General features: G+C 70.3%; 22 protein-coding genes. 9 read left to right on the top strand and 13 right to left on the bottom strand.

Features of this window, described 5'->3' with window-relative positions:
- Window positions 1-77 precede the first annotated feature (77 nt).
- Genes JIAGA_RS0109930 through JIAGA_RS0109910 form a run of 5 tightly spaced genes read left to right on the top strand, consistent with a single transcriptional unit; the run spans window position 78 to window position 5,876 of the window.
- On the top strand, window positions 78-1,943 hold the full coding sequence (locus JIAGA_RS0109930) for an ABC transporter substrate-binding protein (protein ID WP_026875540.1): 1,866 nt from the start codon (window positions 78-80) through the stop codon (window positions 1,941-1,943).
- Window positions 1,944-2,978 carry an ABC transporter permease gene (locus tag JIAGA_RS0109925; protein WP_026875539.1) on the top strand — a complete coding sequence of 345 codons (1,035 nt, stop codon included), beginning with the start codon at window positions 1,944-1,946 and terminating at the stop codon, window positions 2,976-2,978.
- Window positions 2,975-3,895 carry an ABC transporter permease gene (locus tag JIAGA_RS0109920; protein WP_026875538.1) on the top strand — a complete coding sequence of 307 codons (921 nt, stop codon included), beginning with the start codon at window positions 2,975-2,977 and terminating at the stop codon, window positions 3,893-3,895. The genes JIAGA_RS0109925 and JIAGA_RS0109920 overlap by 4 nt, the downstream gene beginning before the upstream one ends.
- Complete coding sequence (locus tag JIAGA_RS28815; RefSeq protein WP_051425921.1) at window positions 3,892-4,899, top strand: ABC transporter ATP-binding protein; 1,008 nt, start codon at window positions 3,892-3,894, stop codon at window positions 4,897-4,899. Before JIAGA_RS0109920 ends, JIAGA_RS28815 begins: the two co-directional genes overlap by 4 nt.
- Complete coding sequence (locus tag JIAGA_RS0109910) at window positions 4,896-5,876, top strand: oligopeptide/dipeptide ABC transporter ATP-binding protein (RefSeq protein ID WP_026875537.1); 981 nt, start codon at window positions 4,896-4,898, stop codon at window positions 5,874-5,876. Before JIAGA_RS28815 ends, JIAGA_RS0109910 begins: the two co-directional genes overlap by 4 nt.
- Before the next feature lie 5 nt (window positions 5,877-5,881).
- Here the strand turns inward: JIAGA_RS0109910 and JIAGA_RS0109905 are convergent, their stop codons facing one another.
- The 3 genes from JIAGA_RS0109905 to JIAGA_RS28810 all read right to left on the bottom strand — a co-directional run bounded on the left by JIAGA_RS0109905 (window position 5,882) and on the right by JIAGA_RS28810 (window position 11,108).
- Complete coding sequence (locus tag JIAGA_RS0109905) at window positions 5,882-6,493, bottom strand: TetR/AcrR family transcriptional regulator (RefSeq protein WP_026875536.1); 612 nt, start codon at window positions 6,491-6,493, stop codon at window positions 5,882-5,884.
- Between the two features lie 65 nt (window positions 6,494-6,558).
- Window positions 6,559-8,763, bottom strand: coding sequence for an MMPL family transporter (locus JIAGA_RS0109900; protein WP_026875535.1), 2,205 nt, complete (start codon window positions 8,761-8,763; stop codon window positions 6,559-6,561).
- A 131-nt stretch (window positions 8,764-8,894) separates the two neighbouring features.
- Complete coding sequence (locus JIAGA_RS28810; protein ID WP_035812342.1) at window positions 8,895-11,108, bottom strand: MMPL family transporter; 2,214 nt, start codon at window positions 11,106-11,108, stop codon at window positions 8,895-8,897.
- A gap of 292 nt (window positions 11,109-11,400) precedes the next feature.
- On the opposite strand from JIAGA_RS28810, the gene JIAGA_RS0109890 reads away from it, so the two are divergent.
- The 3 genes from JIAGA_RS0109890 to JIAGA_RS0109880 all read left to right on the top strand — a co-directional run bounded on the left by JIAGA_RS0109890 (window position 11,401) and on the right by JIAGA_RS0109880 (window position 14,992).
- On the top strand, window positions 11,401-13,074 hold the full coding sequence (locus tag JIAGA_RS0109890; RefSeq protein ID WP_211239596.1) for a metallophosphoesterase family protein: 1,674 nt from the start codon (window positions 11,401-11,403) through the stop codon (window positions 13,072-13,074).
- Between the two features lie 149 nt (window positions 13,075-13,223).
- Window positions 13,224-14,339, top strand: coding sequence for a hypothetical protein (locus tag JIAGA_RS0109885; RefSeq protein ID WP_026875533.1), 1,116 nt, complete (start codon window positions 13,224-13,226; stop codon window positions 14,337-14,339).
- Window positions 14,339-14,992, top strand: coding sequence for a hypothetical protein (locus tag JIAGA_RS0109880; protein WP_026875532.1), 654 nt, complete (start codon window positions 14,339-14,341; stop codon window positions 14,990-14,992). The genes JIAGA_RS0109885 and JIAGA_RS0109880 overlap by 1 nt, the downstream gene beginning before the upstream one ends.
- Before the next feature lie 241 nt (window positions 14,993-15,233).
- On the opposite strand, the gene JIAGA_RS0109875 is transcribed toward JIAGA_RS0109880, so the two are convergent.
- The 5 genes from JIAGA_RS0109875 to JIAGA_RS0109855 all read right to left on the bottom strand — a co-directional run bounded on the left by JIAGA_RS0109875 (window position 15,234) and on the right by JIAGA_RS0109855 (window position 18,186).
- The gene (locus JIAGA_RS0109875) at window positions 15,234-15,557 is read right to left on the bottom strand and encodes a DUF1048 domain-containing protein (RefSeq protein ID WP_026875531.1); all 324 of its coding nucleotides are present in this window, start codon (window positions 15,555-15,557) and stop codon (window positions 15,234-15,236) included.
- 1 nt (window position 15,558) lies between these two features.
- Complete coding sequence (locus JIAGA_RS0109870; RefSeq protein ID WP_026875530.1) at window positions 15,559-15,915, bottom strand: DUF1048 domain-containing protein; 357 nt, start codon at window positions 15,913-15,915, stop codon at window positions 15,559-15,561.
- On the bottom strand, window positions 15,912-16,238 hold the full coding sequence (locus JIAGA_RS0109865) for a PadR family transcriptional regulator (protein WP_026875529.1): 327 nt from the start codon (window positions 16,236-16,238) through the stop codon (window positions 15,912-15,914). The genes JIAGA_RS0109870 and JIAGA_RS0109865 overlap by 4 nt, the downstream gene beginning before the upstream one ends.
- A 156-nt stretch (window positions 16,239-16,394) precedes the next feature.
- Window positions 16,395-17,498: a sensor histidine kinase gene (locus JIAGA_RS0109860; protein WP_026875528.1), complete on the bottom strand. Its 1,104-nt coding sequence runs from the start codon at window positions 17,496-17,498 to the stop codon at window positions 16,395-16,397.
- Complete coding sequence (locus JIAGA_RS0109855) at window positions 17,491-18,186, bottom strand: response regulator transcription factor (RefSeq protein ID WP_026875527.1); 696 nt, start codon at window positions 18,184-18,186, stop codon at window positions 17,491-17,493. Before JIAGA_RS0109855 ends, JIAGA_RS0109860 begins: the two co-directional genes overlap by 8 nt.
- An 87-nt stretch (window positions 18,187-18,273) precedes the next feature.
- Here JIAGA_RS0109855 and JIAGA_RS35235 point away from each other — a divergent pair, with 87 nt between their 5' ends.
- Window positions 18,274-18,993, top strand: coding sequence for a M15 family metallopeptidase (locus JIAGA_RS35235; RefSeq protein WP_084469602.1), 720 nt, complete (start codon window positions 18,274-18,276; stop codon window positions 18,991-18,993).
- A gap of 11 nt (window positions 18,994-19,004) precedes the next feature.
- Here the strand turns inward: JIAGA_RS35235 and JIAGA_RS0109845 are convergent, their stop codons facing one another.
- The 5 genes from JIAGA_RS0109845 to JIAGA_RS0109825 all read right to left on the bottom strand — a co-directional run bounded on the left by JIAGA_RS0109845 (window position 19,005) and on the right by JIAGA_RS0109825 (window position 24,899).
- Complete coding sequence (locus tag JIAGA_RS0109845; RefSeq protein ID WP_026875525.1) at window positions 19,005-19,730, bottom strand: ZIP family metal transporter; 726 nt, start codon at window positions 19,728-19,730, stop codon at window positions 19,005-19,007.
- A 133-nt stretch (window positions 19,731-19,863) separates the two neighbouring features.
- Window positions 19,864-20,814 carry a S66 peptidase family protein gene (locus tag JIAGA_RS0109840; protein ID WP_026875524.1) on the bottom strand — a complete coding sequence of 317 codons (951 nt, stop codon included), beginning with the start codon at window positions 20,812-20,814 and terminating at the stop codon, window positions 19,864-19,866.
- On the bottom strand, window positions 20,811-22,760 hold the full coding sequence (locus tag JIAGA_RS0109835; protein ID WP_026875523.1) for an LpqB family beta-propeller domain-containing protein: 1,950 nt from the start codon (window positions 22,758-22,760) through the stop codon (window positions 20,811-20,813). The genes JIAGA_RS0109840 and JIAGA_RS0109835 overlap by 4 nt, the downstream gene beginning before the upstream one ends.
- 17 nt (window positions 22,761-22,777) lie before the next feature.
- Window positions 22,778-24,070 (bottom strand): M20/M25/M40 family metallo-hydrolase, encoded by a 1,293-nt coding sequence (locus JIAGA_RS0109830; RefSeq protein WP_026875522.1) that lies wholly within the window; start codon window positions 24,068-24,070, stop codon window positions 22,778-22,780.
- Complete coding sequence (locus tag JIAGA_RS0109825; protein ID WP_026875521.1) at window positions 24,063-24,899, bottom strand: M55 family metallopeptidase; 837 nt, start codon at window positions 24,897-24,899, stop codon at window positions 24,063-24,065. Before JIAGA_RS0109825 ends, JIAGA_RS0109830 begins: the two co-directional genes overlap by 8 nt.
- Window positions 24,900-24,903: the final 4 nt, after the last annotated feature.

Here is a 24,903-nt window from a genome sequence, read left to right as displayed (position 1 = left end):
CGAGCCCGGGGGCATGAGGCCCCGGCCTACGACGTACCTCTACCGTTCATTCCTCGACGCGATTGCGAGGTACCCGCATGACGACATCCGTCATCCGGCCCCGTCCGGGCAGGTTCGCCGGCCGGCCGGGCAAGTTCGCGGCCGGAGTGGCCGCCGCGGCACTGGCCGCCACCGGCATGGCCGCCGGTGCGCCCACGGCCGCCGCCGACGCCGAGCCGACGTCGATCACCATCGCCGTCGCGCAGGAGGTCGACTCCCTCAGCCCGTTCCAGGCGGTCCGGCTGATCACCACCAACATGCACCGGTGGATGTACGACTTCCTCACCAACTACGACCCCGAGACCGGCGAGACCATCCCGGCGCTGGCCGAGGAGTGGGAGACCTCCGAGGACGGCCTGACCTGGACGTATCACATCCGCGAGGACGCCATGTGGAGTGACGGCGAGCAGGTCACCGCCGAGGACGTCGCGTGGACGTTCAACACGATGATGACCGACCCGGCCGCCGCCGAGGCGAACGGCAACTTCGTCGAGAACTTCGCCTCCGTGACCGCAACCGACGAGTTCACCGTCGAGATCGTGCTCAACGAGCCGCAGGTCACCATGCTCGCGCTGGACGTGCCGATCCTGCCGGAGCACATCTGGTCGCAGGTCGACGACTTCGGCACGTTCAACAACGACCAGGAGTTCCCGATCGTCGGGAACGGGCCGTTCATCCTCACCGACTACCAGCCGAACGTGTCGATCACGCTGGAGGCGAACCCGGACTACTGGCGCGGCGCGCCGCAGTTCGACCAGCTGATCCTGCGCTACATCGACGACCCGGACGCCCAGGTCGAGGCGCTGCGCAGCGGCGAGGTCGACTTCGTCTACAACCTGACCCCGGCGCAGTTCAACGCCCTGGACGGCCAGGAGAACATCGCCGTCAACAACGCGCAGGGCAAGCGGTTCCAGGCGATCACCCTGAACCCCGGCGCCCGGCTGCAGGACGGCACCCCGTTCGGCGACGGGCATCCGGCGCTGCAGGATCCGGTCGTTCGTCAGGCCCTGGTGCACACCATCGACCGGGAAGCCATCTACGAGGTCGCCTACGGCGGCTACGGCGAGCCGAACGGCGGGTACATCCCGTCGCGGTACGACACGTTCCACTGGGAGCCGAGCGAGGACGAGGCCATCGGCTTCGACATCGACGAGGCCAACCGGCTGCTCGACGAGGCCGGCTACGCGCCGGGCGGCGACGGCATCCGGGTCGGCCCGGACGGCCGGCCGCTGTCGTTCCGGTTCAACGTGCACGGCGACAACCCGCAGTACGTCCAGGCCGCGGAGATGATGGCCGAGTGGGCCGGCGAGGCCGGCATGGAGCTGCTGGTCGAGCCGGTGTCCGAGGTGGGCTCCCTGCTCGACGAGGGCACCTACGACATCCTGACCACCGGCTGGAACGTCAACCCCGACCCGAACTACGTGCTGTCGATCAACCTGTGCAGCGGGCTGCCGACGGAGGTGGGCGGGCCGTACCTGTCCGACGCGTACTACTGCAACGAGGAGTACGACCAGCTCTACGCCCAGCAGCTGTCCGAGCTGGACGTCGACGCCCGCGCCGAGATCGTCCACGAGATGCAGCGAGTGCTCTACGAAGACAACATCTTCGTGGTGTGGGGCTACGCCGACGCGCTCGAGGCCTACCGGTCCGACGTCATCGCCGAGATGACGCCGCAACCGGACCCGGGCGGGAACTACTACGGCCAGGACGGCTACTGGAGCTGGTGGTCCGCGGTCCCGGTCGGCGAGGAGGGCGACGATTCCGCGGCCGGCGGCTCCGACTCCGACGACGGCGACTCGAACACCGGGCTGATCATCGGCATCGTCGCCGCCGTGCTGGTCGTGCTGGCCCTGGTCTTCCTGCTGCTGCGCCGCCGGTCGGCCGCGGCCGACGACCGCGAGTAGATGGCTGATTCGGCTCTGCCGACCGCGCCGGTCCCGCACCTCGCCGAGAGCGTGCGGGACCGGTCCGGCGCTCGGCGCAGACTCCGGTACTACGGCGAGAAGGTGGCCGGCTCGCTGGTCTCGCTCTTCGCCGTGATCCTGACCAGCTTCTTCCTGTTCCGGATCATCCCCGGCGACCCGGTGCGCACCATGACGCACGGCCGCCCGGTCAGCATCGAGCAGCAGGAACAGCTGCGTCGCGACTTCGGGCTGGACAAGTCGCTGGCCGAGCAGTTCCTCGACTATCTGACCGGCGTGCTGCGCCTGGACCTCGGCACCTCGTTCCAGTACAACCGGCCGGTCACCGACCTGATCGGCGACCGGCTCTGGCCGACGGTGCTGCTGGTCGGCACCAGTGTGGTGATCTCCGCGACGCTCGGGTTGTGGCTGGGCGTGCGCGGTGCCTGGAACCACGGCAGCATCGGCGACCGGGTCAACTCCGGGGTGGCGCTGATGCTGTGGTCGGTGCCGAGCTTCTGGCTCGGCCTGATCCTGATCGTGGTCTTCGCCTCCGGCGCCGGCTGGTTCCCCACCAGCGGCATGGAGAGCACCGGGGTGACCGGCTGGGAACGCATCCCCGACATCGCCCACCACATGGTGCTGCCACTGGCGACGCTGGTGGCGGTGGTGTACGCGCAGTACCTGATGATCATGCGGTCGTCGCTGCTGGACGAGATGGGCAGCGACTACATCGTCACCGCCCGGGCCAAGGGCCTGCGTGACATCGTCGTACGACGGCGTCACGCGGTGCCGAACGCACTACTGCCGACCATCACGCTGATCTTCGTGAACCTCGGCTTCGTGGTGTTCGGCGCGGTCCTGGTCGAGACGATCTTCTCCTGGCCGGGCCTGGGCCAGCTCTTCTACTCCGGCTTGGCCGTTCCCGACCTCCCGCTGGTGCAGGGGTTGTTCATCATCTTCTCCGCGGCGGTGATCCTCATGAACCTGCTCGCCGACCTGATCTATCCGGTCGTGGACCCGCGGGTGCGCCCATGAGCGCGCCGGCGACGGTGGCCACGGCGAGTCCGCGGCGGCTGGCGTGGGAGCGCCGGCGACGCACCGCGGCGCGGTTCTGGCGGCAGTACCGGCAGAACCGGGCCGGACTCTTCGGCCTGATCGTGCTGGCGTTGTTCGTGCTGACAGCGCTGCTCGCACCGCTGATCACCGCCGACAACGCGCTCAGCGTCACCCGGCCGCCCGGCAGTCCGCTGGACGGGCCGAGCAGCGACTTCCTCCTGGGCACCGACCGGTCCGGCCGGTCGATGATCGACCTGCTCATCTGGGGCTCGCGAGTGTCGCTGACGGTCGGGTTCTGGGCGACGTTCATCTCCATCACGTTCGGCACCCTGTTCGGAATCCTGGCCGGTCACTTCGGCGGCTTCGGCTCCACGGTGCTGATGCGCGTCACCGACTGGTTCCTGGTGATGCCGTCGCTGGTCCTCGGAGTGGCGCTGGCCGCCGTGCTCGGGCGTAGCCTGACCACCATCATCATCGCCATCGGCGTGACGTCGTGGCCGACGACGGCGCGACTGGTACGCGCGCAGACACTCGCCGTCGAGGCCCGCCCCTACATCGAACGGGCCAAGGCCCTGGGCGGCGGGCACTGGCATGTCATGAGCCGGCATGTGCTGCCGAACGTCATGCCGATCGTGCTCGCCCAGACGACACTCATGGTCGGCTCGGCCATCCTCACCGAGTCCACCTTCGCCTTCCTCGGCCTGGGCGACCCGACGACGGCATCCTGGGGCGCGACCATCCAGGCCGCCCGAGACGTCGGCGCCGTGAGCTCTCGCATGTGGTGGTACATCCTGCCGCCGGGCATCGCGATCGTCCTGGTGGTGCTGGCGTTCACACTGTGCGGACGGGCCATCGAGGGCGTGCTGAACCCGAAGCTGAGGGAGCGTCAGTCGTGAGCGTGCTGGAGATCTCGGACCTGACGGTCACGTACCGGACGGCTGGCACCAGCGTGCCCGCCGTCCGGGGCGTGAACCTCAGCCTCGGCGCCGGGCAGAAGCTCGGCCTGGCCGGCGAGTCCGGCTGCGGGAAGTCGACCATGGCGCTGGCGCTGCTGCGGCTGCTGCCGAAGTCGGCCCGGATGACCGGGTCGGTCATGTTCGACGGCGAGGACATCCTGACGATGTCCTGGGGGCGGCTGCGCGCGGTGCGCTGGGCCGGCGCCTCCATCGTCTTCCAGGGCGCGATGCACTCGCTCAACGCCGTGCAGCGCATCGGCACCCAGATCGCCGAGCCGATCCAGCTGCACTCGAAGAAGACCGGCGACGCCGAGGTGAAGCGGCGGGTCGGCGAGTTGCTGGAACATGTCGGGCTGCCGGCCCGGCGCGCCGACGCCTACCCGCACGAGCTGTCCGGCGGGCAGCGCCAACGGGTCATGATCGCGATGGCGCTGGCCTGCGACCCGTCGCTGATCATCGCTGACGAGCCGACGACGGCGCTGGACGTCATGATCCAGGCGCAGATCCTCAAGCTCATCGAGTCGCTGGTGGCCGAGAACGGCATCAGCCTGCTCATGATCAGCCACGACCTGTCAGTGCTGGCCGACACCTGCGACCGGCTGGCCATCATGTACGCGGGACGCATCGTCGAGGAGGGACCCGCCGCGGAGGTGTTCGCGGCGGCGCGGCACCCCTACGGAGCCGCGCTGGCCGCGGCGTTCCCGACGATCGGCGACCCGTCGTCGCGGCGCAACCCGCGCGGCCTGGCCGGCGACCCGCCCGACCCGGCCGATCTACCCCCGGGGTGCACGTTCCACCCGCGCTGTCCGGCCCGGCTGGAGCATTGCGACCGCATCGACCCGCAGCTGTGGCCGGCCGGCGGCGGAGCCCACGCCGCCTGCGTCCACGTCCTGCCGGACCAGGGCCGCTCGCTCGTGCCCGTGGCGTCGAAGGAGCACGCGTGACGACTCCGATCCTGGCCGCACAGGACGTGCGCGTGGAGTTCGAGGCCCGCCGGGGCGGCGGCCGGGCGCGCGCCGTCGACGGCGTCAACCTCGACGTCGGCGAGGGCGAGATCGTCGCCCTGGTCGGCGAGTCCGGCTGCGGCAAGACGACGCTGGCCCGCACGCTGCTCGGGCTGGAGCGGCCGACGGCCGGGCGCGTGCTGCACCGCGGCACTCCCCTGGAGTACTCGAGCCGGGCGCTCAAGGCCTACCGGCGCGACATCCAGCTGGTGCTGCAGGACCCCAGCGGCTCCCTGAACCCCCGGCACACCGTCTACGACGCCGTCGCCGAAGGGCTGCGCATCCACGGCGACGTGGCCGACGAGCGCGACCGGGTGGCCGACGCGCTGTCCCGGGCCGGGCTACGGCCCCCGGAGCGGTTCTTCCTGCGCTTCCCGCACGAACTGTCCGGCGGTCAGCGGCAGCGGGTGGTCATCGCCGGCGCGCTGGTCCTCGATCCGAAGGTCATCGTCGCCGACGAACCGGTGGCGTCGCTGGACGCGTCCGTGCGCGGCGAGATCCTGGCGCTGATGCTGCGGCTGCGCGACGACCTCGGGCTGGCCGCGCTGGTGGTCACCCACGACCTCGGGCTGGCCTGGAACATTGCCGACCGGGTCGCCGTCATGTACCTGGGCCGGATCGTCGAGACCGGGCCGGTGGAGAAGATCCTCACCGCGCCGGAGCACCCCTACACCCAGGCGCTGCTGTCGGTACTGCCGGAGGCGCCCGGGGAACCGGTCGTGCTGCAGGGCGAGCCGCCGGACCCCACGCGCATTCCGGGCGGCTGCCGCTTCCACGTGCGCTGCCAGGTGCTGGCATCCGGCGCGCCGGACGAGATCGGCGTCGGCGACCGCTGCCGCGGCACCGACCTGGCGATCCTCGACGGCGGCACGGACACGCAGGTGGCCTGCCACTACGCGCTGGCTCAGCGCGACTGAGCCGGCTACGGCGTCCGCGGTGGCTGCGGCAACCCGGCCCGCAGCATCGCGAAGGCCTCGGTGACGAGGTCCTTGATGCCGCGGCCGGAGTCGCCGGTGAGCCACAGGTCCATCGCGCTCTTGAGCGCCATGGCCGCGACGCCGCCCGCCAGGTGCGGGTAGAGATCGACCGCCGGGTCGGTGCCGGTGCGCTCGGCGACCGCGGCGGTGACCCGGCGGCGCATGCCGTCCAGGGCCGCGAGCTGGCTGGCCACCACCGACGGGTTGGCCATGATCATGTCGGACTGGGCCTTCCACCGGGCCTTGGCCTCGGGGCTGTCCTCCAGCCCGTCCAGGAGCACGGCCAGCAGCGAGTCCCAGATCGGCTCGTCGGCCGGACGGTCGCGCAGCTTGTCTGTGAGCGCGACGGCCCAGTCGACGATGGAGGCGACGATGGCCTCTTCGCGGCTGGAGAAGTAGTTGTGGAACGTCCGCGGCGACACGTCGGCAGCGGCGGCGATGGCCTCGACCGTCACGTTCTCGACACCGTGCTCGATGGCCAGCCGGTTGGCCGCGGCGCTCAGCGCCGCACGGGTGGCCGCCTTCTTGCGCTCGCGTAGACCCACTGGACCAGACATATCGGTGTTTCCTCTCCGGGCGGGCCCCGCCACCGTGGCGCGGCGGGGCTCACTGTCGCATATTCCTACGTCGTGTGAACAGGTTGCTGAGCCTCCGCGCCGGCCTCCAGCCGCCGGGTCAGCCGCTCCCCTTCGACGTCGACGTCCGGCAGGATCCGGTCGAGCCAGCGCGGAAGCCACCAGGCCGCCCGGCCCAGCAGCGACATGACCGCCGGCACGATGGTCATGCGGACCACGAAGGCGTCCAGCGCCACCGCGACCGCCAGCGCGAACCCGATCTGCTTGATCATCGGATCGTGGGCGAAGACGAAGCCCGCGAAGACGCTGATCATGATGATGGCCGCAGCGCCCACCACCCTGCCTCCGTGCTGGAAGCCGGTCACGATGGCCTGCTTCGGCGAGGCGCCGTGGACGTACTCCTCGCGCATCCGGGTCACGAGGAAGACCTCGTAGTCCATGGCGAGCCCGAACACCACGCCGATCAGCAGGATCGGCAGCAGGCTGACGATCGGTCCGGTCTGCTCCACGCCGATGACGTCGGCGAGGAAGCCCTCCTGGAACACCGCGACGGTGACGCCGAACGTCGCCAGCATGGACAACAGGAACCCCAGGGCGGCCTTCAGCGGCACCAGCACGGACCGGAACACCATGGCCAGCAGGACGAAGGACAGCCCGACAACCAGCGCCAGGTAGGGCACCAGCGCGTCGTTCATCGTCTCGGAGAAGTCGATGGTGATCGCGGTGGTGCCGGTGACCATGACGGCGGCGCCCGTCGCACTCTCGAAGTCGCCGGCGGCGGCACGGATGTCGCCGACCAGGTCCTCGGTCGCCGCGCTGGACGGCGAGCTCTGCGGGATCACCGTCATCAACGCGGTGTCGCCGGACTGGTTGAGCATCGGCGGCACGACGGCCGCGACGTCGTCGAGCTCGCCGACGGCGCCCGCCACCTGTCCGGCGGTCTGCTGCGGATCGGCGGCGCCGGTGGTGTCGACCACCACCAGCAGCGGACCGTTGAAGCCGGGCCCGAACCCGTCGGCGAGCATGTCGTAGGCCTTGCGCTGGGTGGTTTCGGCGCCGGCCGTGCCCTGATCGGGCAGGCCGAGGCGCATGTCGAGGGCGGGGACGGCCAGCGCGAGAATGCCGGCCACGGCCACCAGGAGCACCGGGATGGGACGGCGGGTGACCATCCGGCCCCACCGCTGACCCAGGCCGGGCCTTCCTTCGTCGGACTCCGGGTCACGCGCCTTCAGCCCGGGGATGCGCCCGGAGAGCACCCGCTGGCCGGCGAAGCCGAGCAGCGCCGGCAGCAGGGTCAGCGCGATGAGCACCGCGACGAGCACGGTGGCCGCGGCCGCGAGGCCCATCTCGGTCAGCAACGGCACGCCGACCACCGCGAGCCCGGACAGCGCGATCACGACGGTCAGGCCGGCGAAGGCCACCGCCGACCCGGCCGTGCCGAGCGCCCGGCCGACCGCTTCCTCGCCGTCGCCGCGGACCTCCAGCTCGTGGCGGTATCGGGACACGATGAACAACGCGTAGTCGATGGCGACGGCGAGGCCCAGCATCATCGCCAGGATCGGCGTGGTGGACCCCATGTCGATGAACCCGGTGAGCGCGGTGATGCCGGCGACGCCGATGCTCACGCCCAGGACGGCGGTCAGCAGCGGTAGCCCGGCGGCAACGAACGAGCCGAACGTGATGATCAGGACCAGCGCGGCGACCGCCACACCCACCAGCTCGGTGGCGCCGGTGGCCGGCACCTCCTCGACGACGTCGCCGCCGACCTCTACGGTCAGCCCGGCGTCGCGGCCCGCCTGCACGGCATCGTCCAGCCCTTCCCTCGCCTCGTCGGACAGGTCACCGAACATGACGTCGTAGTTGACCTGCGCGTACGCGATGGCGCCGTCCGGGGACACCGCCTGCGACTGGTACGGGTCGGCGACGCTGGCGACCTGCGGCGCCTCGGCCAGCTCGGCGACGACGCTCTGCACGATCTGCTGGTTGGCCGGGTCGGCGAGCGTTTCACCGTCCGGGGCGGCGAAGACCACCCGGCCCTGGGCGCCGTCGGCGGCGGCCTCGGGGAACCGGTCGGCCAGCAGGTCCAGGGCTTCCTGGGATTCGGTGCCCGGAATGGAGAACGAGTCGGACGTCTGCCCGGACAGGGTGGCGGCGCCGGCGCCGAAGACGCCGAGCAGCACCACCCAGATCAGCGCGACGAGGCGGCGGCGCCGGTACGAGAACCGGCCGAGCCGGTAGAGAAGCGTTGCCATGGTTCTTCACTCTACCCCGGATCTTTTCACCTTGCGCAACTTTTCTTGAGATGCAGTCTTTCTCACACTGCACGAAAGAGCGGGCGGCCGGACCACGGTCCGGGCCGCCCGCTCAGGCGCCACTGGGAGACTCAGCTCTTGGCCGGCTCCAGCCGCGGCTCCCGCTCCGGCGGGTCCTCGAGGTACTGGGTCAGCTTCTCCCCCTCGACGTCCACGTTGGGCAGGATGCGGTCCAGCCACCTCGGCAGGAACCAGGCCCGGCTGCCCAGCAGCGTCATGACCGCCGGGACGATGGTCATGCGGACCACGAAGGCGTCGAACGCCACGGCGGCCGCCAGCGCCAGGCCCACCTGCATGATCACGTCCTCGCCACCGAAGATGAAGGCGGCGAACACGCTGATCATGATGACCGCGGCCGCGGCCACCACCCGCGCGCCGTGCTGGAAGCCGACCACCACCGCGTCCGTGGGCGACGCACCGTGCACGTGCTCCTCGCGCATCCGCGTGACCAGGAACACCTGGTAGTCCATCGCGAGGCCGAACACCACACCGATCAGGAAGATCGGCAGCATGCTGATGATCGGCCCGGTCTGCTCGATACCCAGCAGCCCGTTGAACCAACCCCACTGGAACACCGCCACGATGGCGCCGAACGTGGCACCCATGGTGAGCAGGAAGCCCAGCGCCGCCTTCAGCGGCACCAGCAGCGACCGGAACACCAGCATCAGCAGCACGAACGACAGACCGACCACCAATGCCAGGTACGGCAGCAGCGCCTCGGCCATCCGCTCGGAGAAGTCGATGTTGATGGCGGTGTTGCCGGTGACGGAGACCTCCGCCCCCGTCACCTCGCCGACGTCGCCGACCTGGTCACGGATGTCACCGACCAGGTCCTCGGTCTCGGCACTGCCGGGCCCGTACTGCGGCACGACGTTGACGATCGCGGTGTCGCCGGCCTCGTTGAACGCCGGCGGCGTGACGTTGACGACACCGTCCAGGCCCTGCAGCGACGTCACGACCTCATCGGCCGCGGCCTGCGGGTCGGAGCTGCCGGCCGCGTCGACCACGACCGTGAGCGGGCCGTTGAACCCCGCGCCGAAGCCCTCGACAGTGAGGTCGTAGGCCTGGCGCTGAGTGCTGTCCGGCGGGGAGCTGCCCTCGTCCGGCAGCCCCAGTCGCAGGTCGGTCAGCGGAGCCGCCAGCGCGAGCATGGCCGCTCCGGCGATCACCAGCACCGGGATTGGCCGGCGGGTGATGAGCTCGGCCCACCGGCGGCCCAGCGTCCGGCGCCCGTCGCTCGCCTCCGGGTCGCGGGTGCGCCGCAGTCCGGGGATACGCCCGCCCAGGACGCGGTGCTTGGCGAAACCGAGCAGTGCCGGCAGCAGGCTGAGCGCGATGATGACGGCGATGCCGACGGTGAGCGCGGCCGCCAGACCCATCTCGGTCAGCATCGGGATGTCGACCACGAACAGTCCGGCCAGCGCGATCATGACAGTCAGACCGGCGAACACGACCGCCGAACCCGCGGTTCCGACGGCCCGGCCGGCCGCCTCCTCCCCCGCTCGGCCTTCGGCCAGCTCGTGCCGGTACCGCGAGACGATGAACAGGGCGTAGTCGATGCCGACCGCCAGACCGAGCATCAGCGCCAGCGTCGGCGTGCTGGACCCGATGTCCATGAACCCGCTGGCGGCGGTGATGGCCGACATGCCGACGGCGATGCCGAGGATGGCCGTGAGCAGCGGCAGCCCGGCCGCGATGAGCGAACCGAAGGTGATGATCAGCACCACCGCGGCGACGCCGATGCCGATGATCTCCGTGCCGGCCGGCTCCTCGTTGCTCATGGCCGCCTCGCCACCGAGCTCGACCGTCAGCCCGGCGTCGCGCCCGACGTCGGCCGCCTCGGTCAGCGCCTCACGAGCTTCGTCGGTGAGGTCGAAGAACGGAACCGAGTACGTCACCTGCGAGAACGCGATGCGCCCATCCTCGGAGACGGTACCGACCTGGAACGGGTCGGGCACGTCGGCGACCTGCGGGGCCGTCGTCAGCTCGGCGAGCACGTCCGAGACGACCGCCTGGTTCTGCGGATCGGTGAGCGTCTCACCGTCAGGGGCGGCGAACACGACGCGCGCCGTCGCACCGTCGGTGTTGCCGCCGGGGAACCGCTCCTCGAGCAGGTCGAAGGCCTGCTGGGACTCGGTGCCGGGAATGGAGAACGTGTCCGACGTGGGGCCGGACAGCGTCGCGGCACCCACGCCGAACAGCGCGAGCAGGGCCAGCCAGATCGCTCCGACCAGCCTGCGGCGTCGATACGAGAACCGGCCGAGCCGGTAGAGGAAAGTCGCCACCGAGGACTCCAAGTCAAGTTGAGAAGAGCGGCGTCAGGACACCACGACGAACCTGTGAACGGGCTGAGAGCCAGGTGAGCGCCGCGTCACTTCGGTGTGAGACTGCGGTCACGCGACGGTTCGCGTGATCTGACACTAACTCACATCTTGCGCTGTGCGCAATTCTTCTATGCCTGAAAAGTTGCACACTGTGTCGGTCATCACAGCGGGAAGGGCAGGCGCCCCCAGCTGGTCACCTGCGCGTCGCCCGCTTCCCGACGTTTCGTCACCTTGCGCCCCTACCGTCCGGCTCATGACGATCCGAGCGCGCGGTCGCGCGAGTGTGGCCCTGTTGGCGGCGGCGACGGCGACGTCGGTGGTCGCCGGCCTGTTCGCCGGGCTGTCGGCCGGTGCCGCAACGGACGACGAGCGAGCTGAGCGCGCGTCCCAGCGGCTCGGCCACCAGACCCTGTGGCGGGAGAGCTTCAACGGCCTGGCCGGCGAGGTCGCCGCCTCCGGCTACACCCACTCCGGGCCGAAGGGCTGGTCGGTCGAGATCGCGCCCGAGATGAGCGCCGGCGGCGTCGACGACTGGCGCGGCTGGACGTTCACCACGCGCGAGCACTGGGTCGCCGCCGAGGACCAGATGCGCCACCGGTTCGGCCGCGCCGACGACGTCATCGCCGTCGCCGACTCCGACGAGTACGACGACGCACCGGGTGCGGCCGACCGCTACGACACCACGCTCGTGTCGGCACCGGTGCGGGTCTGGGGCCACGACGCCGTCGAGCTGACCTTCGACTCCCACCTGCGGCCATGGACCGGCCAGACCGCCACCGTCACGGTCGAGTTCGACGGCAGCGGCATCCAGACCGAACTACTGCGCTACGACAGCACCAACACGGTGAACAACTACGACGGCACCCTCGCCAACAGCACCGAAGCGCTGCGGGTGGACGTACCCCAGGGCGTGCGACAGGCGGTGTTCCGCTGGCGGCTCGATGCGCCGCGCAACTCCTGGTACTGGGCCGTCGACAGCGTCTCCGTCCGCACCACCGCGACACCCACCCCGCCCGTCGACGAGGCCACCTCGCTGTGGGTGGTCAGCGACATCCAGGGCCACCCCGGCGACCTCGCGCACGGCTTGCGCGACCTGTCCGCCGTCCGGCCCGACGCCGCCGGCATGCTGATGGTCGGCGACATCGTGAACTCCGGCACCACCCGGGAGTGGCAGGAGATCTACGACGTCATGGACGGTGCGCAGGACATCGTCCCGGACGAGGTGGTGGCCGCGATCGGCAACCACGAGAGCTACGCCGGCGAGACCTGGGAGACGCTGCGCGACCGCTTCCTCCAGTTCGCTTCGCGCGACCGGGTGTGGGACGAGTACGTCATTTCCGGCGCCGGCGGGGACGTCCCCGTCCTGGTGCTCGGCCAGGAGTACCCCCGGCCGCCGGAGGTCGGGATGTCCGACGAGCAGGTCGCCTGGTTCGAGTCGCGCCTGGACCACTGGACCCGGCAGCGCAAGCAGGTCGTCGTCATCACGCACTTCCCGCTCGGCGACACCGTCTCCGCGTCGTGGATCCCCTGGTACCACGACCACCACGAACGCAACGCCGAACTGACCGCGATCCTGGGCGACCACCCCAACGCCATCCTGCTCACCGGGCACACCCACTATCCGTTCGAACTCGGCGACTGGGCCGTCCAGCGGCGCGTCCCCGGCGGCCACCCCGACGGGTTCACCGCCGTCAACACCGGCGCCATGCACGTCGAATGGGACGCCCGCGGCGAGAACACCAGTGGCATCTCCGAAGTGGTCACCCGCGACATCAACCGCGGCCTCACCCTCGACGTCTATGCCGACCGCGTCGTCATCGAGGCCCGCGACTTCGGCCTCCCCGACGCTTCCGGCGACAACGACGTCAACGAGGTCGTCCGCCGCCTCGAGATCACCAACCCCCTGATCCACGGCCGCCCCCGCTGACCTGCCCCTCTCTCCCCCGCCCGGAAATGATCACGTCCCCCATGCGTGTTACCGCTTCACCAGGAATGCTTGCCTGGTGCAGCGGTAACACGCCTGGTGTGTGCATTACGGTGGTGCGATAGATCGGCGCGATGCAGGGGCGGGCAGGTATGAGCGCGGACGACGACCCCGACGTGGCTTCGGCTGCCCGGAGGCTGCGCGCGGTACGGGCCGGCCTGTCCGCCGACGCCGAACCCGTCGACGACTCGATCAAGACGGCTATCGACGCCATCGTCGAGCTCATCGAACGGCCGACGACGCCTGAGCTCAGACAGGTACTGCACGAGACCGCGCACGAGATCAGGCTCCTCGGCACCCAGATGACCGCCATCCGCGAGGACGCCACCGACGCCATCGGCCACGCCATGGCCACCGAAGCGAGCCAGATCGAGGCGCTCCTGCGACCGCCCGACGGCGACACCGCCCCGCTGGCGCCGCCACACGCCACCGGGCCCGGCGAGCCAGCCGACCTGGCCGAACCGCCCGCGCCCCTCCCCGACCTTGTCAGCACCGCCCACGACGCCGACGCCATTGCACGGCGCCTACCGGATGCCGCGTCGAAACGTCGGGCGATCAACCAGGTGGTGGCCCGCTTTCCACCGAAGCTCCAAGCACTGGCCCGTACGCTCCTGTTCGGGCAGTCGTCGCATGCGGTCCAGCGGCACGGGCACCACCTGCGGCGCGAGCACCAACTCGCACGCGTCCAGTGGCGCCTTGACCCGGCGGGCGATGACGACTGGCAGCTCAACCCGGACGGTTCGACCGAGTCGCACCGCTGGAACGGCCAAGCGCATCAGGTCGGCACCACCTGCGGTCACTACACCTCGCCAGATGCCGTCGCCAAGCCGTTGATCGCTGTGTTCAACGCCGCCGGCCGCACCCAGGCCGAGTTGGACGCCTACCTCGATGCCAAGGCGGAGGGCGAGACATTCGTCGGACTGTTCCTCCGGCCGGAGACCGCCAGCATCAGATCCGAGGATGTCTATTCGCTTCGGGCGCCGGGCACTGACACCGACCCAGGCATGAGAATGTGGCTGGACAGCCGCGCCTCCGCCAACAAGGGTCATGGCGAGGCACCTGCTGTCCGCGAGTACGACATCGTGAGCCGAGGACAGCGCCCCGGCAGCCTGGTGATGTTCGCGAAGCGGCCCGACCAGTCGTGGCGGCTGATCACCAGCTACTTCCTCGACGACAGCGGCCATCAGTTCGAGTACGTGGAGATGTGATGGAGATCAGTGCAAACTTTCGGTGGTGGCGACAGACCTTCAGCGACGGCGGCGGCGAGTTGCTGGACTTCTACCAGGAGGCCTGCAACAACGTCCCCGCGAGGCTGGAGACGAATTTCCACGATATCCGCGGCTTCCGCGACGAACTGGCCGCTCACATCCGAGACTCGTCGTTTGGTCCGCTGCCCTCCGAGACCCAATGGAACACCGACGAGATCCTGCGTGATCTGTGGTTCGACGTCTTCGGGGCTGAACCGCCACCTGGTGACCCGTATCCTGTCCCCCGCGACCGTTGGGGCCGGCATCGCATGACCACCTACATGCGCGACATCCCCACCAAGGACACCACACGCGTACCGGAAGCGACGAGGCAATGGCTCGCTGCACGTGGCCTCACTTTTGACGACCTCGCCGCGTACCGGGAGCCGGGCGCAGAGCGGGAGTACTCGCGGCCGGAGCCGCCCGGTTACCGCCAGCGTCTGGCCGAGCTGACGGCGGCCGGCCGGCGTTCCGGACCGGTCGAGGGTGAGCACGCCGACTCGGCCCGCGCCGACCTGCTCGACGCCAAGGAGAGCTACCTGGCCACCGGACACACCGAGCAGGCGGCAGGCATCGACAAGATCCTGGCCGATCGGGAGCCCCGCGACGAATAGCCGACACCCGGCACGTGAACGGCCTGGGCCTCTCAGCCCACGGCGGTTGGCTGCGGTCCCCTTGCGCCAGCCTGGCTTCCTCGATGGCGTCCTCGAAGCGCCCCCGATGCGCACACTCATCCTTCCCCATCTACAGCGGTTCCGATGGTCACATGAGGACGGACGAAAGGGAGGCCGGCAGCAACCGTCGCACCCGCCGGCCCCCTGAAAGGTCCGGGCTAACCGGGGTAGTCAGTTGACGCTACTCCTCGACCGGGCGCCTCGCGCTGATGGATTCCTGATAGATGTCCGCATAGGTAGGCGAGTCTTTCACCAGGTCGTCGCAGAAGGCCGCGACGTCGGTGCCGATGAGCTCCAGAACCCCCTTGCCGGCCGCGACGCCCTCCTCGAAGAAGTCCACGATCCCCGTGAGCAGGGACCCGTCAGCCAACCCGACCGGCCCGATCTTGAAGAAGTACCGCTGAATCTCCTTGTAGACGATCTGGTAGTCCGGTGGGAGCGCCTTGACCCGCGCCAGGTGCGACCGCCATTGCTTCTTTCCCTCGATGATGTCCTGGATGCCCACGTCAGCCTCCTAGCTGGCCCAGTTTCCTCGCGACGTTCCGGTTCAACTGCTCGCGCCACCGGTCGCGGTAGCTGCGGGCGCCTTCTTCACCGGCCAGAGCAGCGCAGAAGCCCTCGATGTCGTCACCCAGCACTTCCTCGACGCTCTGCCCATCGGCCGCTGTCTCTTCGAGCAGCCCCAGAGCACCGTCGAGAATCGGCGTCAGGTTGCGACCTGTGAAGTCCGCGTAGGGAAAGAGATGACCTTTGATCTGGTCCCACGCCGCCCGGTAGTCGGCCGGCAATGCGTCGGCCCGGGCTTCGAAGGCCTTCCAGTCCCTGGTGAGATCGCTGCCTGTGATGGTCTCCCAGAACTTCATCGCCCGCCCTCCTTGAGCTTGTCGATCCGAGATGTGATGTACTCCCATTTCGCCCAGAATCTTGCGAGTTCTTCGCGTCCCGCGTCGTTGAGCGCATAGAACTTGCGCGGCGGGCCCAGGTCGGACGGTCGTTTCGTCACCTGGACGAGCCCGTTCTTCTCCAGTCGGAGCAGGATGGTGTAAATCGTCCCCTCGATGACGTCGGCGAAGCCGAGCTCGTTGAGCCGACGTGTGATGGCGTACCCGTAGGTCTCCTCGCTGCCGATGATCTCGAGCACGCAGCCCTCGAGCGTGCCCTTCAGCATTTCCGTCAGGTCGTCCATCGCGGACCCTTTCGGTCTTCCGGTACCCGGTAGTACCGAGTACCACTATACGGTAACACCGAGTAGCGGTCGAGCCGGGGCTGGCCGCGTGCCTACGCACCCACCCGCCGCCCGGGCCGGAGCTTCACGCCGTCGAAACCGCAGCCCAGAAGACGATCACACCGGTGCGGCGTCTCCTCGGACGCGCGCGGAAGTGAGCCGCACCGTGACGCGGAGTCCGCCGCCGGGGCGGGGAACGATGGTGAGCGTTCCGTCGTGTGCTCGGGCGATGCTCTTGACGATCGCCAGGCCGAGGCCGACGCCTGCGTGGTCGGCGCGGGTGCGTGTGGCGCCGCGCTGGAACGGTTCGGTGAGGGTCGAGACCAACTGCGGCGCGAGCTTCTCGCCGGTATTCTCGACAGTGAGTGCCACGGCCTCGGGGTGCACGCTGGTCGTCACCCACACGGCGCCCTGTTCAGGCCGGTTGTGGACGATCGCGTTGTGCACGAGGTTCGTCGTCATCTGCAGCAGGAGCGCTTGCGAGCCGATGGTGGGGGCCATCGCGCCGGAGGTCTCGAGGGTCAGGCCGCGCTTCTCCGCGAGGGGGAGGAGTGCTTCCGTGGCTTCTTCCGCAATGAGGGACAGGTCGACGTGTTCTCGGGTGAAGGAGCGTTGGTCGGCGCGGCTGAGCAGGAGCAGTGCCTCGGTGAGGTCGATCGCTCGGGTGTTGACGAGGTGCAGGCGTTCGAGGAGCTCGTCGGTGTCGCGCTGCCGATCGTTGCGGGCGACGTCGAGGAGTGCCTGCGTGATAGCCAGTGGGGTGCGCAGTTCGTGGGAGGCGTTGGCGGCGAATCTCTGCTGTTCGGCGACGTGTGCCTCGAGCTGGGCGAGCATGGTGTCGAAGGCGTCCGCGAGTTCACGGAACTCGTCCTTGCGGCCCTCCAACTGGATCCGGTGGGCGAGCGATCCGTCCGCCGCCAGACGGGTGGCGTCGGTGATGCGCGTCAGTGGGGCGAGCATCCGCCCGGCGAGAATCCACCCTCCCACCAGGCCGAACACCAGTAGGAACGCCAGCGCCTGGGCCGCCCTCGGCGCGAAAGCATCCAGGAGATCGGAGCGGGTAGGGCTGAAGGGGCCGGGGCTGAAGCGCACGCGGTCGGGCACGTAGTGCAGGAGGAACCTCCACACGGTCGCGAGCAGCAGGGCGCCCGCGAGCATGAGGAAGCCGGCGTAGCTGAGGGTGAGCTTGAGGCGGACGCTCAGGCCGCGTGCTCTAGCCACGCTCACCTGCCGCGCCTCCGGCGTCCGGTCCGGTATCGATGCGGTACCCGACACCGGGCACAGTGGCGACGACCCAGGGTTCGCCGAGGCGTTTGCGCAGGGCCGAGACCGTGATGCGCACGGCGTTGGTGAACGGGTCGGCGTTCTCGTCCCACGCCCGCGCCAGCAACTCTTCGGCGCTGACGACACCGCCTTCGGCGGCGACGAGAACCTCGAGCACGGCGAACTGCTTGCGGGTGAGCGCGACGTAGCGGCCGTCGCGGTAGACCTCGCGGCGGAACGGGTCCACCTGTAGGCCCGCGAGCTCTCGCACGGGTGGCCTGTTGTGGGCGCGCCTGCGGTCGAGTGCTCTGAGACGCAGTACGAGTTCTCGGAGTGCGAAGGGCTTCGTCAGGTAGTCGTCGGCGCCGAGCTCGAACCCGGAGGCCTTGTCGTCGAGCCGGTCGGCGGCGGTGAGCATGAGAATCGGCATGCCGCTGCCGGAGGCGACGATGCGTGTGGCGATCTCGTCGCCGGAGGGCCCAGGGATGTCGCGGTCGAGGACGGCCAGGTCGTAGGCGTTGACGCTCAGCAGCTCCAGAGCGGTGTCTCCGCCACCGGCGATGTCGGCCGTGATCGCTTCCAGACGCAGCCCGTCGCGGATGGCTTCTGCCATGTAGGGCTCGTCCTCGACGACCAACACACGCATGCCTCGATGCTACGGACCGGCGCATATCGCCGGCATATCGAAAACCGCATACGCCCTGGCAACACCGCGCCGCCTTGACTGGGATGCATGTCCGACAACCACCCAGCACGAACCCGCCGTACCCTGTCGACCGTCCTCGCTGCTCTCGTTGCCGCCCTGGCCGTCAGCGCGACGCTTGTCGGGGTCCTCGTTCTCCGGCCGCAGGAATCCTCGTCGTCGTCGGGCGCATCGCCCGCCGTCGACACGGCGGTCACCGACACCCCCGCGGTGACTCCCGACGCCCCGTCGGCGGCCACAGATCGTCACCTGAGGCCACCTCGTCCTGCGGGCGGCCCCCACGGTGCAGGTGACGATCGCGATGTGGCGGACGGCGCCGTTCCCGACGGCGTGACGGTGTTCGACGACGAGTATCCCGGCGTCGCCAACCTCGACTCCGAGCTGCTCCGAGCCCTGCGCGAAGCGGCGACGGATGCCGCGGACGACGGCGTCACGTTCTACGTCAACAGTGGCTGGCGTTCCCCGGAGTACCAGGATCAGCTGCTTCGCGAGGCGATCTCCGAGTATGGGTCGGAGGAGGAAGCGGCCCGATGGGTTTCCAGCGCGGACACGTCACTTCACGTGTCGGGGGACGCGGTCGACATCGGCCCCTCCGATGCGACGGCGTGGCTGTCCGAACACGGCGCCGAGTACGGGCTGTGCCAGATCTACGGCAACGAGCCCTGGCACTACGAACTGCGTCGTCAAGCCGTCGACGACGACTGCCCGGCCATGTATGCCGACCCCACCCGCGATCCACGGATGCAGTGACTGGCCCCCGTCTACGCCAGGGTGCTCAGGCCGAACGCGACGCTGAAGCCGAGCACCGTCATGAGGCCGGTGGACGGGCCGCCGAACTCGTAGGCCTCAGGGATCATGGTGTCGGCGAGCATGGTCAGCAGAGCGCCGGCGGCGAACGCCTGCACGAACCCGACCGCACCCGCGTCCGCGCCGCCGAGGACGTACCAGCCCAGCCACGCGGCCACGCCGGACACCGCCGTCGTCGCCAACCAGAGGAGCATGATCGAACGGCGCGGCGTCCCCGACTTCACCAGCCCGGACGTCGCCGACATCGCCTCGGGCAGGTTGGACAGGAACACCGCGGCGAGCATGGCGACGCTGACGCCCGAGCCGCCGACCAGCGTGGTCCCGAGGACGACGGACTCCGGCACGCCGTCCAGGACGGTGCCGAACGCGATGGCCGCTCCCCCGCCGGCAGCCTGCGCGCCGGTAGAGCGCTTCCGGTCGGCACCGCCGAGCCGGTCGATGAGCAGGTCGCCGGCGTAGAAGGTGACGGCGCCCGCGCCGAGGCCGAGCAGCAGCGTCCACGCGTCGGCATGCTCGAAGGCGTCTTCGACCAGGTCATAGGCGACGGCGCTGATCAGGACGCCGGCACCGAACGCCATGACCAGCGCCACGGTGCGCTGACCGGGCGGGCGCACCAGCACGATGAGCGCGCCGATCACCAGTGAGGAACTGGCCAGCAGGCCCCACAGCAGCGCGCTCACGGCATTGGACGATAGCGGTCGCCGAAGCCGTCTGACCGGAAATCGCGCCGGGCCGCGTCACCAGGGTTTCTCCCGCTGCAGCGGGCAAGCATTCCTGGTGGAGCGGGTACACCCATGGTGCACGTGATCATTTTCAGGTCGATGCGGGGATGGCCAGCGTCAGGGTGGCGGCGTCGGCGTCGAGCACCGCGGGAACGCCGAGCGGGACGCTGATGGTGGACGGGCCGTGGCCGAAGCCGAGCTCCGTCACGATGGGGACTCCGAGCCCGCCGAGGCGGTCCAGGACCAGGTCCTCCACGGGTTCGCACTCGTGCCAGGAGCCCAGGGCGATCCCGGCTACGCCGTCGAACCAGCCGGCCCGCAGCAGGTGGGTGAGGAAACCGTCGATCCGGTAGGCCTTCTCGTCCACGTCCTCCAGCAGCACGATCGCGCCGGCCGCCGACGGCAGGCCGGTCGGCGTCCCGAGCTCGGCGGCCACCAGTGCGAGACAGCCTCCCGCGGTCACACCGGATGCGAGCCCCGGCACCAGGCACCGAGCCCCCGGCGACGTCAGCACCCGGGCGGTGTCCGACTCCGGCGCGAACAGCTGCTCCCGCAGGGACGACGACGTCCGCCCGTCGGTCACGAACGCCTCGGTGGCGACCATCGGGCCGTGCACCGTGGCCACCCCGAGCTTGGTGGCGAACGCGGCGTGCAGTGCGGTGATGTCGCTGTAGCCGACGAACGCCTTCGGGCCGTTGTCCCGCACCGCCGCCGCCATCCGCGACCAGTCGAGCAGCTCGGACAGCCGTTGGACGCCGTACCCGCCCCGCGCGCACAACACGGCGGCCACGTCAGGGTCGCACCAGGCGGCTTCGAGGTCGGCGGCCCGGTCGGCGTCGGCGCCGGCCAGGTACCCGAACGACGCATGCGTGTCCAGGACGTGCGGCATGACGACGACGTCCAGGCCCCAGCCGCGCAAGATGTCGCAGCCTCGGTCGAGACGGTCCTTCGGCACCGGGCCGCTCGGCGCGACGACGGCGACCCGGTCCCCCGGCACCAGCCGGCGCGGCCGCATCCCCGCCGCCACAGCGCGCGCCGTCATGCGGCCGTGAACCCGAAGACGCGGGCGTAGAGCGCCAGCTCTGCCTCCAGCGCGGCCACGATGGTCTCCTTGCGGCGGAAGCCGTGCTGCTCACCCTCGAACGTGATGTATTCGTGCGGCGAGCCGAGCTCTGCCACTCGTTCGACGAACCGCGCCGTCGGCCCCGGCGGGCAGACCTCGTCCTCGAGGCCCTGCAGCAGCAGGAACGGGACGGTGAACCGCTCGGGCACGTTGATCGGCGACCGCGACCGGTACCGCTCGGCCGTCTCGGGCCACGGACCGACCAGCGACTCCAGGTACTGCGATTCGAAGTCGTGCGTCTCACCGCTGCGGAAGGCGACGAGGTCGAGCACCGGGTACATGATCGTCGCGCAGGCGAAGGCGTCGGTGAATGCCAGGGCGGCGGCCGACGTCCAGCCGCCGGCGCTGCCGCCGCGGATGGCCAGCCGGTCCGGGTCGGCGGCGCCTTCCGCGACCAGCGCGCGGGCCGCCGCGACGGCGTCCTCGACGTCGACGACACCCCAGTTGTGCCGCAGCCGGTTGCGGTAGTCGCGGCCGAAGCCGGTGGATCCGCCGTAGTTCACCTCGACGACGCCGATCCCTCGGCTGGTGAAGTACGCGATCTCCAGGTCCTGCACCATCGGCACCCGGCTGGTCGGCCCGCCGTGCACGAACACGACGTACGGCGGCAGCTCACCGTCGGGCGCGGCGAACCCGTCCCCGGTGGGCGGATACACGATGGCGTGCACGTCGCGGCCCTCCGGCCCGGCGAACGTACGCGCCTCCGGCCGGGGCAGCGCCGTCGCCGGCACCGTGGACGACGCCGGCGCCGTGACCCGCGTCTGACCACCCGCTGCCGTGACCACCTCGAACGGAGTGTCCGGAGAGGCCGCGACACCGGCCACGGCGTCACCGGCGACCGCGAGCGTCGGCGCCCACTCGGTGCGGTCGTCCTCGGCGAGGTCGTGCAGCAGGCCGGTGGCGGGGTCGAGGAGGCTCAGCGTGGTGGCGGCGCGCCCGTGGATGGTGGCGACCCGGCCGTCGGGCAGGAGCGCGAACCAGCGCATGCCGAGCTGCCACAGCGGGCCGGCGAACTCCTCGTCCCGCTCGCACAGGTTGACCGGCTCGCCGCCGTCCAGGGTCACCCGGTGCAGGTTCCACCAGCCGGTGCGGTCCGTGGCCACCAGCAGTGACTCCGCGGACTCCCATTCCGCCTGCGCGATGGCCTCGTCCGGACCGCCGGCGACGGTGACCGGCTCACCCACGTCGGCGACGCCGCCCGCGCCGACGCTGACCGGCGCGACGCGCAGCAGCGTTCCGTCCCAGGGCATGCTCGGGTGTTCCCAGCCGATCCAGGACAACCGGCTGCCGTCGGGCGACGTGCGCGGGCAGGCGAGGAAGTGGGTGTCCTCGACCAGCACCCGGACGTCGGCCGAGCCGTCCAGAGGCACCGCGACGATGGCCCGCCGCACGTCCGTGGACTGCGGCCCGGTGTGCTCCTCGCGGATGCACCACACCTCGCGGCGGTCCGGCGACAGCACCGGCTCGGCGTAGCGCAGCCCCGACGGCAGCGGCGGCTCCGGTGTCAGCGCCACCGCCTCGCGCCGCGCGTCGTCCGGCCAGTACCGGTACAGCCGCTGGTCGGAGAACTCGGCGAACACCACCGACGGCCCGCCGCCCGAAGACTCCGGAACCAGCAGGTACGCCATGCCGCCGTACTCGTGCACCCGGGTGCGGACGTTCCACGGCGCCGGCAGCACCACCTCGGGCTCACCGTCGGCCCCCGAGCGCAGCAACGCGATGCGGCCGCCCTCGGCCGGCTGCGGCCGCAACCACCAGGCGCGCTCGCCGTCGTGGCTGACCCAGCCCGGCCGGCCGTCGTGCTCGGCGACCAGGTCCGCTGCCACCGGCGAGGGCCAACTTCCGTACGGTGCGATCTGCGGCACGGCACAAACTCCTTGCGTCAGCCGACGGTGGTGAGGAAACGGTCGAGTACGCGGGTACCGAACTCCAGCGCGTCGACGGGCACCCGCTCGTCGACACCGTGGAACAAGGCACCGTAGTCGAGATCCGGCGGCATCCGCAGCGGAGCGAAGCCGTAACCGACGATGCCCAGCCGCGAGAACTGTTTGGCGTCGGTGCCGCCGGCCATGCACATCGGGACGACGTGCCCGCCCGGGTCTTCGGCGGTCAGCGCCGCCGCCATCGCCGCGAAGGTCGGCGAGGCCGGGTCCGCGGACAGCGGGATCTCGGCGTGCTCGTACTCCCACCGCACGTCCGGCCCGACGAGCTCGGCGACGGTGGCTTCGAACTCGTCGCGGGCGCCGGGCACGATCCGGCCGTCGACCATGCCGACGGCGGTCTCCGGGATGACGTTGACCTTGTAGCCGGCGTTGAGCATGGTCGGGTTCGTGCTGTTGCGCAGCACCGCCTCGACCAGCGCGCGGGCCTCCCCGAACTTCGCGACGGTCCCGTCCAGGTCGGTCAGATCGACCGGGACACCGAGGGCAGCCCCGATCGCCTCGACCGACGCCTGGACGGTCGGGGTCAGCCGGACCGGCCACTCGTATTCGTACAGCCGGTGCATGGCGCCGGCCAGGGCGGCGACGGCGTTCTCGGCGTTGACCTTCGACCCGTGCCCGGCCCGGCCGGTGGCGGTCAGCTTCATCCAGGCGGTGCCGCGTTCGCCGGCGGCGACGGGATACAACCGCTGGTCGCCCACATGGAATGTGTAGCCGCCGGACTCGCTGATGCCTTCGGTGCACCCCTCGAACAGCTCCGGGTGCTCGGCAGCGAGCCAGCCCGAGCCGTGCCGGGCGCTGCCTTCCTCGTCGGCGGTGAACGCCAGCACGACGTCGCGGCGCGGCCGCCGTCCCTCACGCATCCAGGCCCGGACGACGGCGAGCATCATCGCGTCCATGCCCTTCATGTCCACGGCGCCGCGGCCCCAGACGACGCCGTCGCGGACCTCGCCGGAGAACGGCGGGACCGACCAGTCGGCCGCCTCGGCCGGGACGACGTCCAGGTGGCCGTGCACCAGCAGCCCCGGAAGGTCCGGCTCGGTGCCGGGGATGCGGGCGACGACGTTCGCCCGGTTCGGCGCGGACACCAGGACGTCGGCGTCGACGCCCACATCGGCGAGCTTCTCGGCGACGTACTCGGCGGCCGGCAGCTCCCGGCCGGTGCCGTCGCCGGGGTTCGTGGTGTCGATGCGGATGAGGTCGGAGGTGAGGGTGACGACGTCCGGCTCAGCCATAGTTCTTCTCGATGCCGTTGGAGATGAGGGTGGTCACGGCCTTGAAACAGCGGATCATCTCGTACGCGGTGAGTACGACGTAGCGGACCCGGCGCTCGGCCACCCGCTCCACCGTCGGAACCATGCCGGCGAAGTCCGCCAGCTGGGTGGCGTCGACCTCAACCTCGACGGTGTACGACTCCGTCCGGGTACGGGGTGCGGACCGGACCGCGAGCGCCGCGGCGGCCTTCGCCTCGGCTCGGATGTCGCCGAACGTCCGCGCCGGTGGGCGGCAGCGGGCGGCGTAGCGGGAGACGTAGTCCTTGACGGCGACGGTGCGGGCGTGCGGCGCGTAGGTGGCGGCGTCGACGCAGGCCTTGTCGTCGCCGGTGACCAGGACGACCGGCGTGCCGTACTCCGCGGCGACGAAGGCGTTGAGGCGGCCCTCGCTCGCCGGTTCGCCGTCAACCCAGACACCGGTGATGGAGTTGGGCAGGTACGTGTGGGCGAGGACGCCTTCGGCTCCGGCACCGGCGTGGTACCCGAGGAAGACGACGCCGTCGACGTCGCCGGCCTGCAGGCCCTCGACCATGGTCAGCGCCTTGTGCCGGCCGGTGATCATGGTGGCGCGCTCGTCCAGCTGCTCGAGCAGCAGGTTGCGCATGGTGGCGTGGGCCTCGTTGACGAGGACCTCGTCGGCTCCGCCGTCGAACAACCCGGCGATGGCACCGTTGACGTCGGACGTGAACATCGACCGGCAGCGCTGCCACTGCTCGGTTCCCGGCTCGACGTCCGCCGGCCAGGTGACGCCGGTGGCGCCTTCCATATCGGCCGAGATGAGCACCTTCATAGCG

Source organism: Jiangella gansuensis DSM 44835 (assembly GCF_000515395.1).
GTDB lineage: Bacteria > Actinomycetota > Actinomycetes > Jiangellales > Jiangellaceae > Jiangella > Jiangella gansuensis.
The sequence above is the reverse complement of the archived record's forward strand: the minus strand, read 5'-3'. Positions and strand labels throughout refer to the sequence as shown.

What these genes read in the sequence shown, in the direction of transcription:
- JIAGA_RS0109830 (WP_026875522.1), bottom strand. Translation starts at nt 24,070, where the DNA reads ATGGCTGAGCCGGACGTCGTCACCCTCACCTCCGACCTCATCCGCATC.
- JIAGA_RS0109925 (WP_026875539.1), top strand. Translation starts at nt 1,944, where the DNA reads ATGGCTGATTCGGCTCTGCCGACCGCGCCGGTCCCGCACCTCGCCGAG.
- JIAGA_RS0109920 (WP_026875538.1), top strand. Translation starts at nt 2,975, where the DNA reads ATGAGCGCGCCGGCGACGGTGGCCACGGCGAGTCCGCGGCGGCTGGCG.
- JIAGA_RS0109900 (WP_026875535.1), bottom strand. Translation starts at nt 8,763, where the DNA reads ATGGCAACGCTTCTCTACCGGCTCGGCCGGTTCTCGTACCGGCGCCGC.
- JIAGA_RS0109825 (WP_026875521.1), bottom strand. Translation starts at nt 24,899, where the DNA reads ATGAAGGTGCTCATCTCGGCCGATATGGAAGGCGCCACCGGCGTCACC.
- JIAGA_RS0109870 (WP_026875530.1), bottom strand. Translation starts at nt 15,915, where the DNA reads ATGAAGTTCTGGGAGACCATCACAGGCAGCGATCTCACCAGGGACTGG.
- JIAGA_RS0109885 (WP_026875533.1), top strand. Translation starts at nt 13,224, where the DNA reads ATGAGCGCGGACGACGACCCCGACGTGGCTTCGGCTGCCCGGAGGCTG.
- JIAGA_RS0109880 (WP_026875532.1), top strand. Translation starts at nt 14,339, where the DNA reads ATGGAGATCAGTGCAAACTTTCGGTGGTGGCGACAGACCTTCAGCGAC.
- JIAGA_RS0109905 (WP_026875536.1), bottom strand. Translation starts at nt 6,493, where the DNA reads ATGTCTGGTCCAGTGGGTCTACGCGAGCGCAAGAAGGCGGCCACCCGT.
- JIAGA_RS0109890 (WP_211239596.1), top strand. Translation starts at nt 11,401, where the DNA reads ATGACGATCCGAGCGCGCGGTCGCGCGAGTGTGGCCCTGTTGGCGGCG.
- JIAGA_RS0109855 (WP_026875527.1), bottom strand. Translation starts at nt 18,186, where the DNA reads ATGCGTGTGTTGGTCGTCGAGGACGAGCCCTACATGGCAGAAGCCATC.
- JIAGA_RS35235 (WP_084469602.1), top strand. Translation starts at nt 18,274, where the DNA reads ATGTCCGACAACCACCCAGCACGAACCCGCCGTACCCTGTCGACCGTC.
- JIAGA_RS0109930 (WP_026875540.1), top strand. Translation starts at nt 78, where the DNA reads ATGACGACATCCGTCATCCGGCCCCGTCCGGGCAGGTTCGCCGGCCGG.
- JIAGA_RS0109865 (WP_026875529.1), bottom strand. Translation starts at nt 16,238, where the DNA reads ATGGACGACCTGACGGAAATGCTGAAGGGCACGCTCGAGGGCTGCGTG.
- JIAGA_RS0109840 (WP_026875524.1), bottom strand. Translation starts at nt 20,814, where the DNA reads ATGACGGCGCGCGCTGTGGCGGCGGGGATGCGGCCGCGCCGGCTGGTG.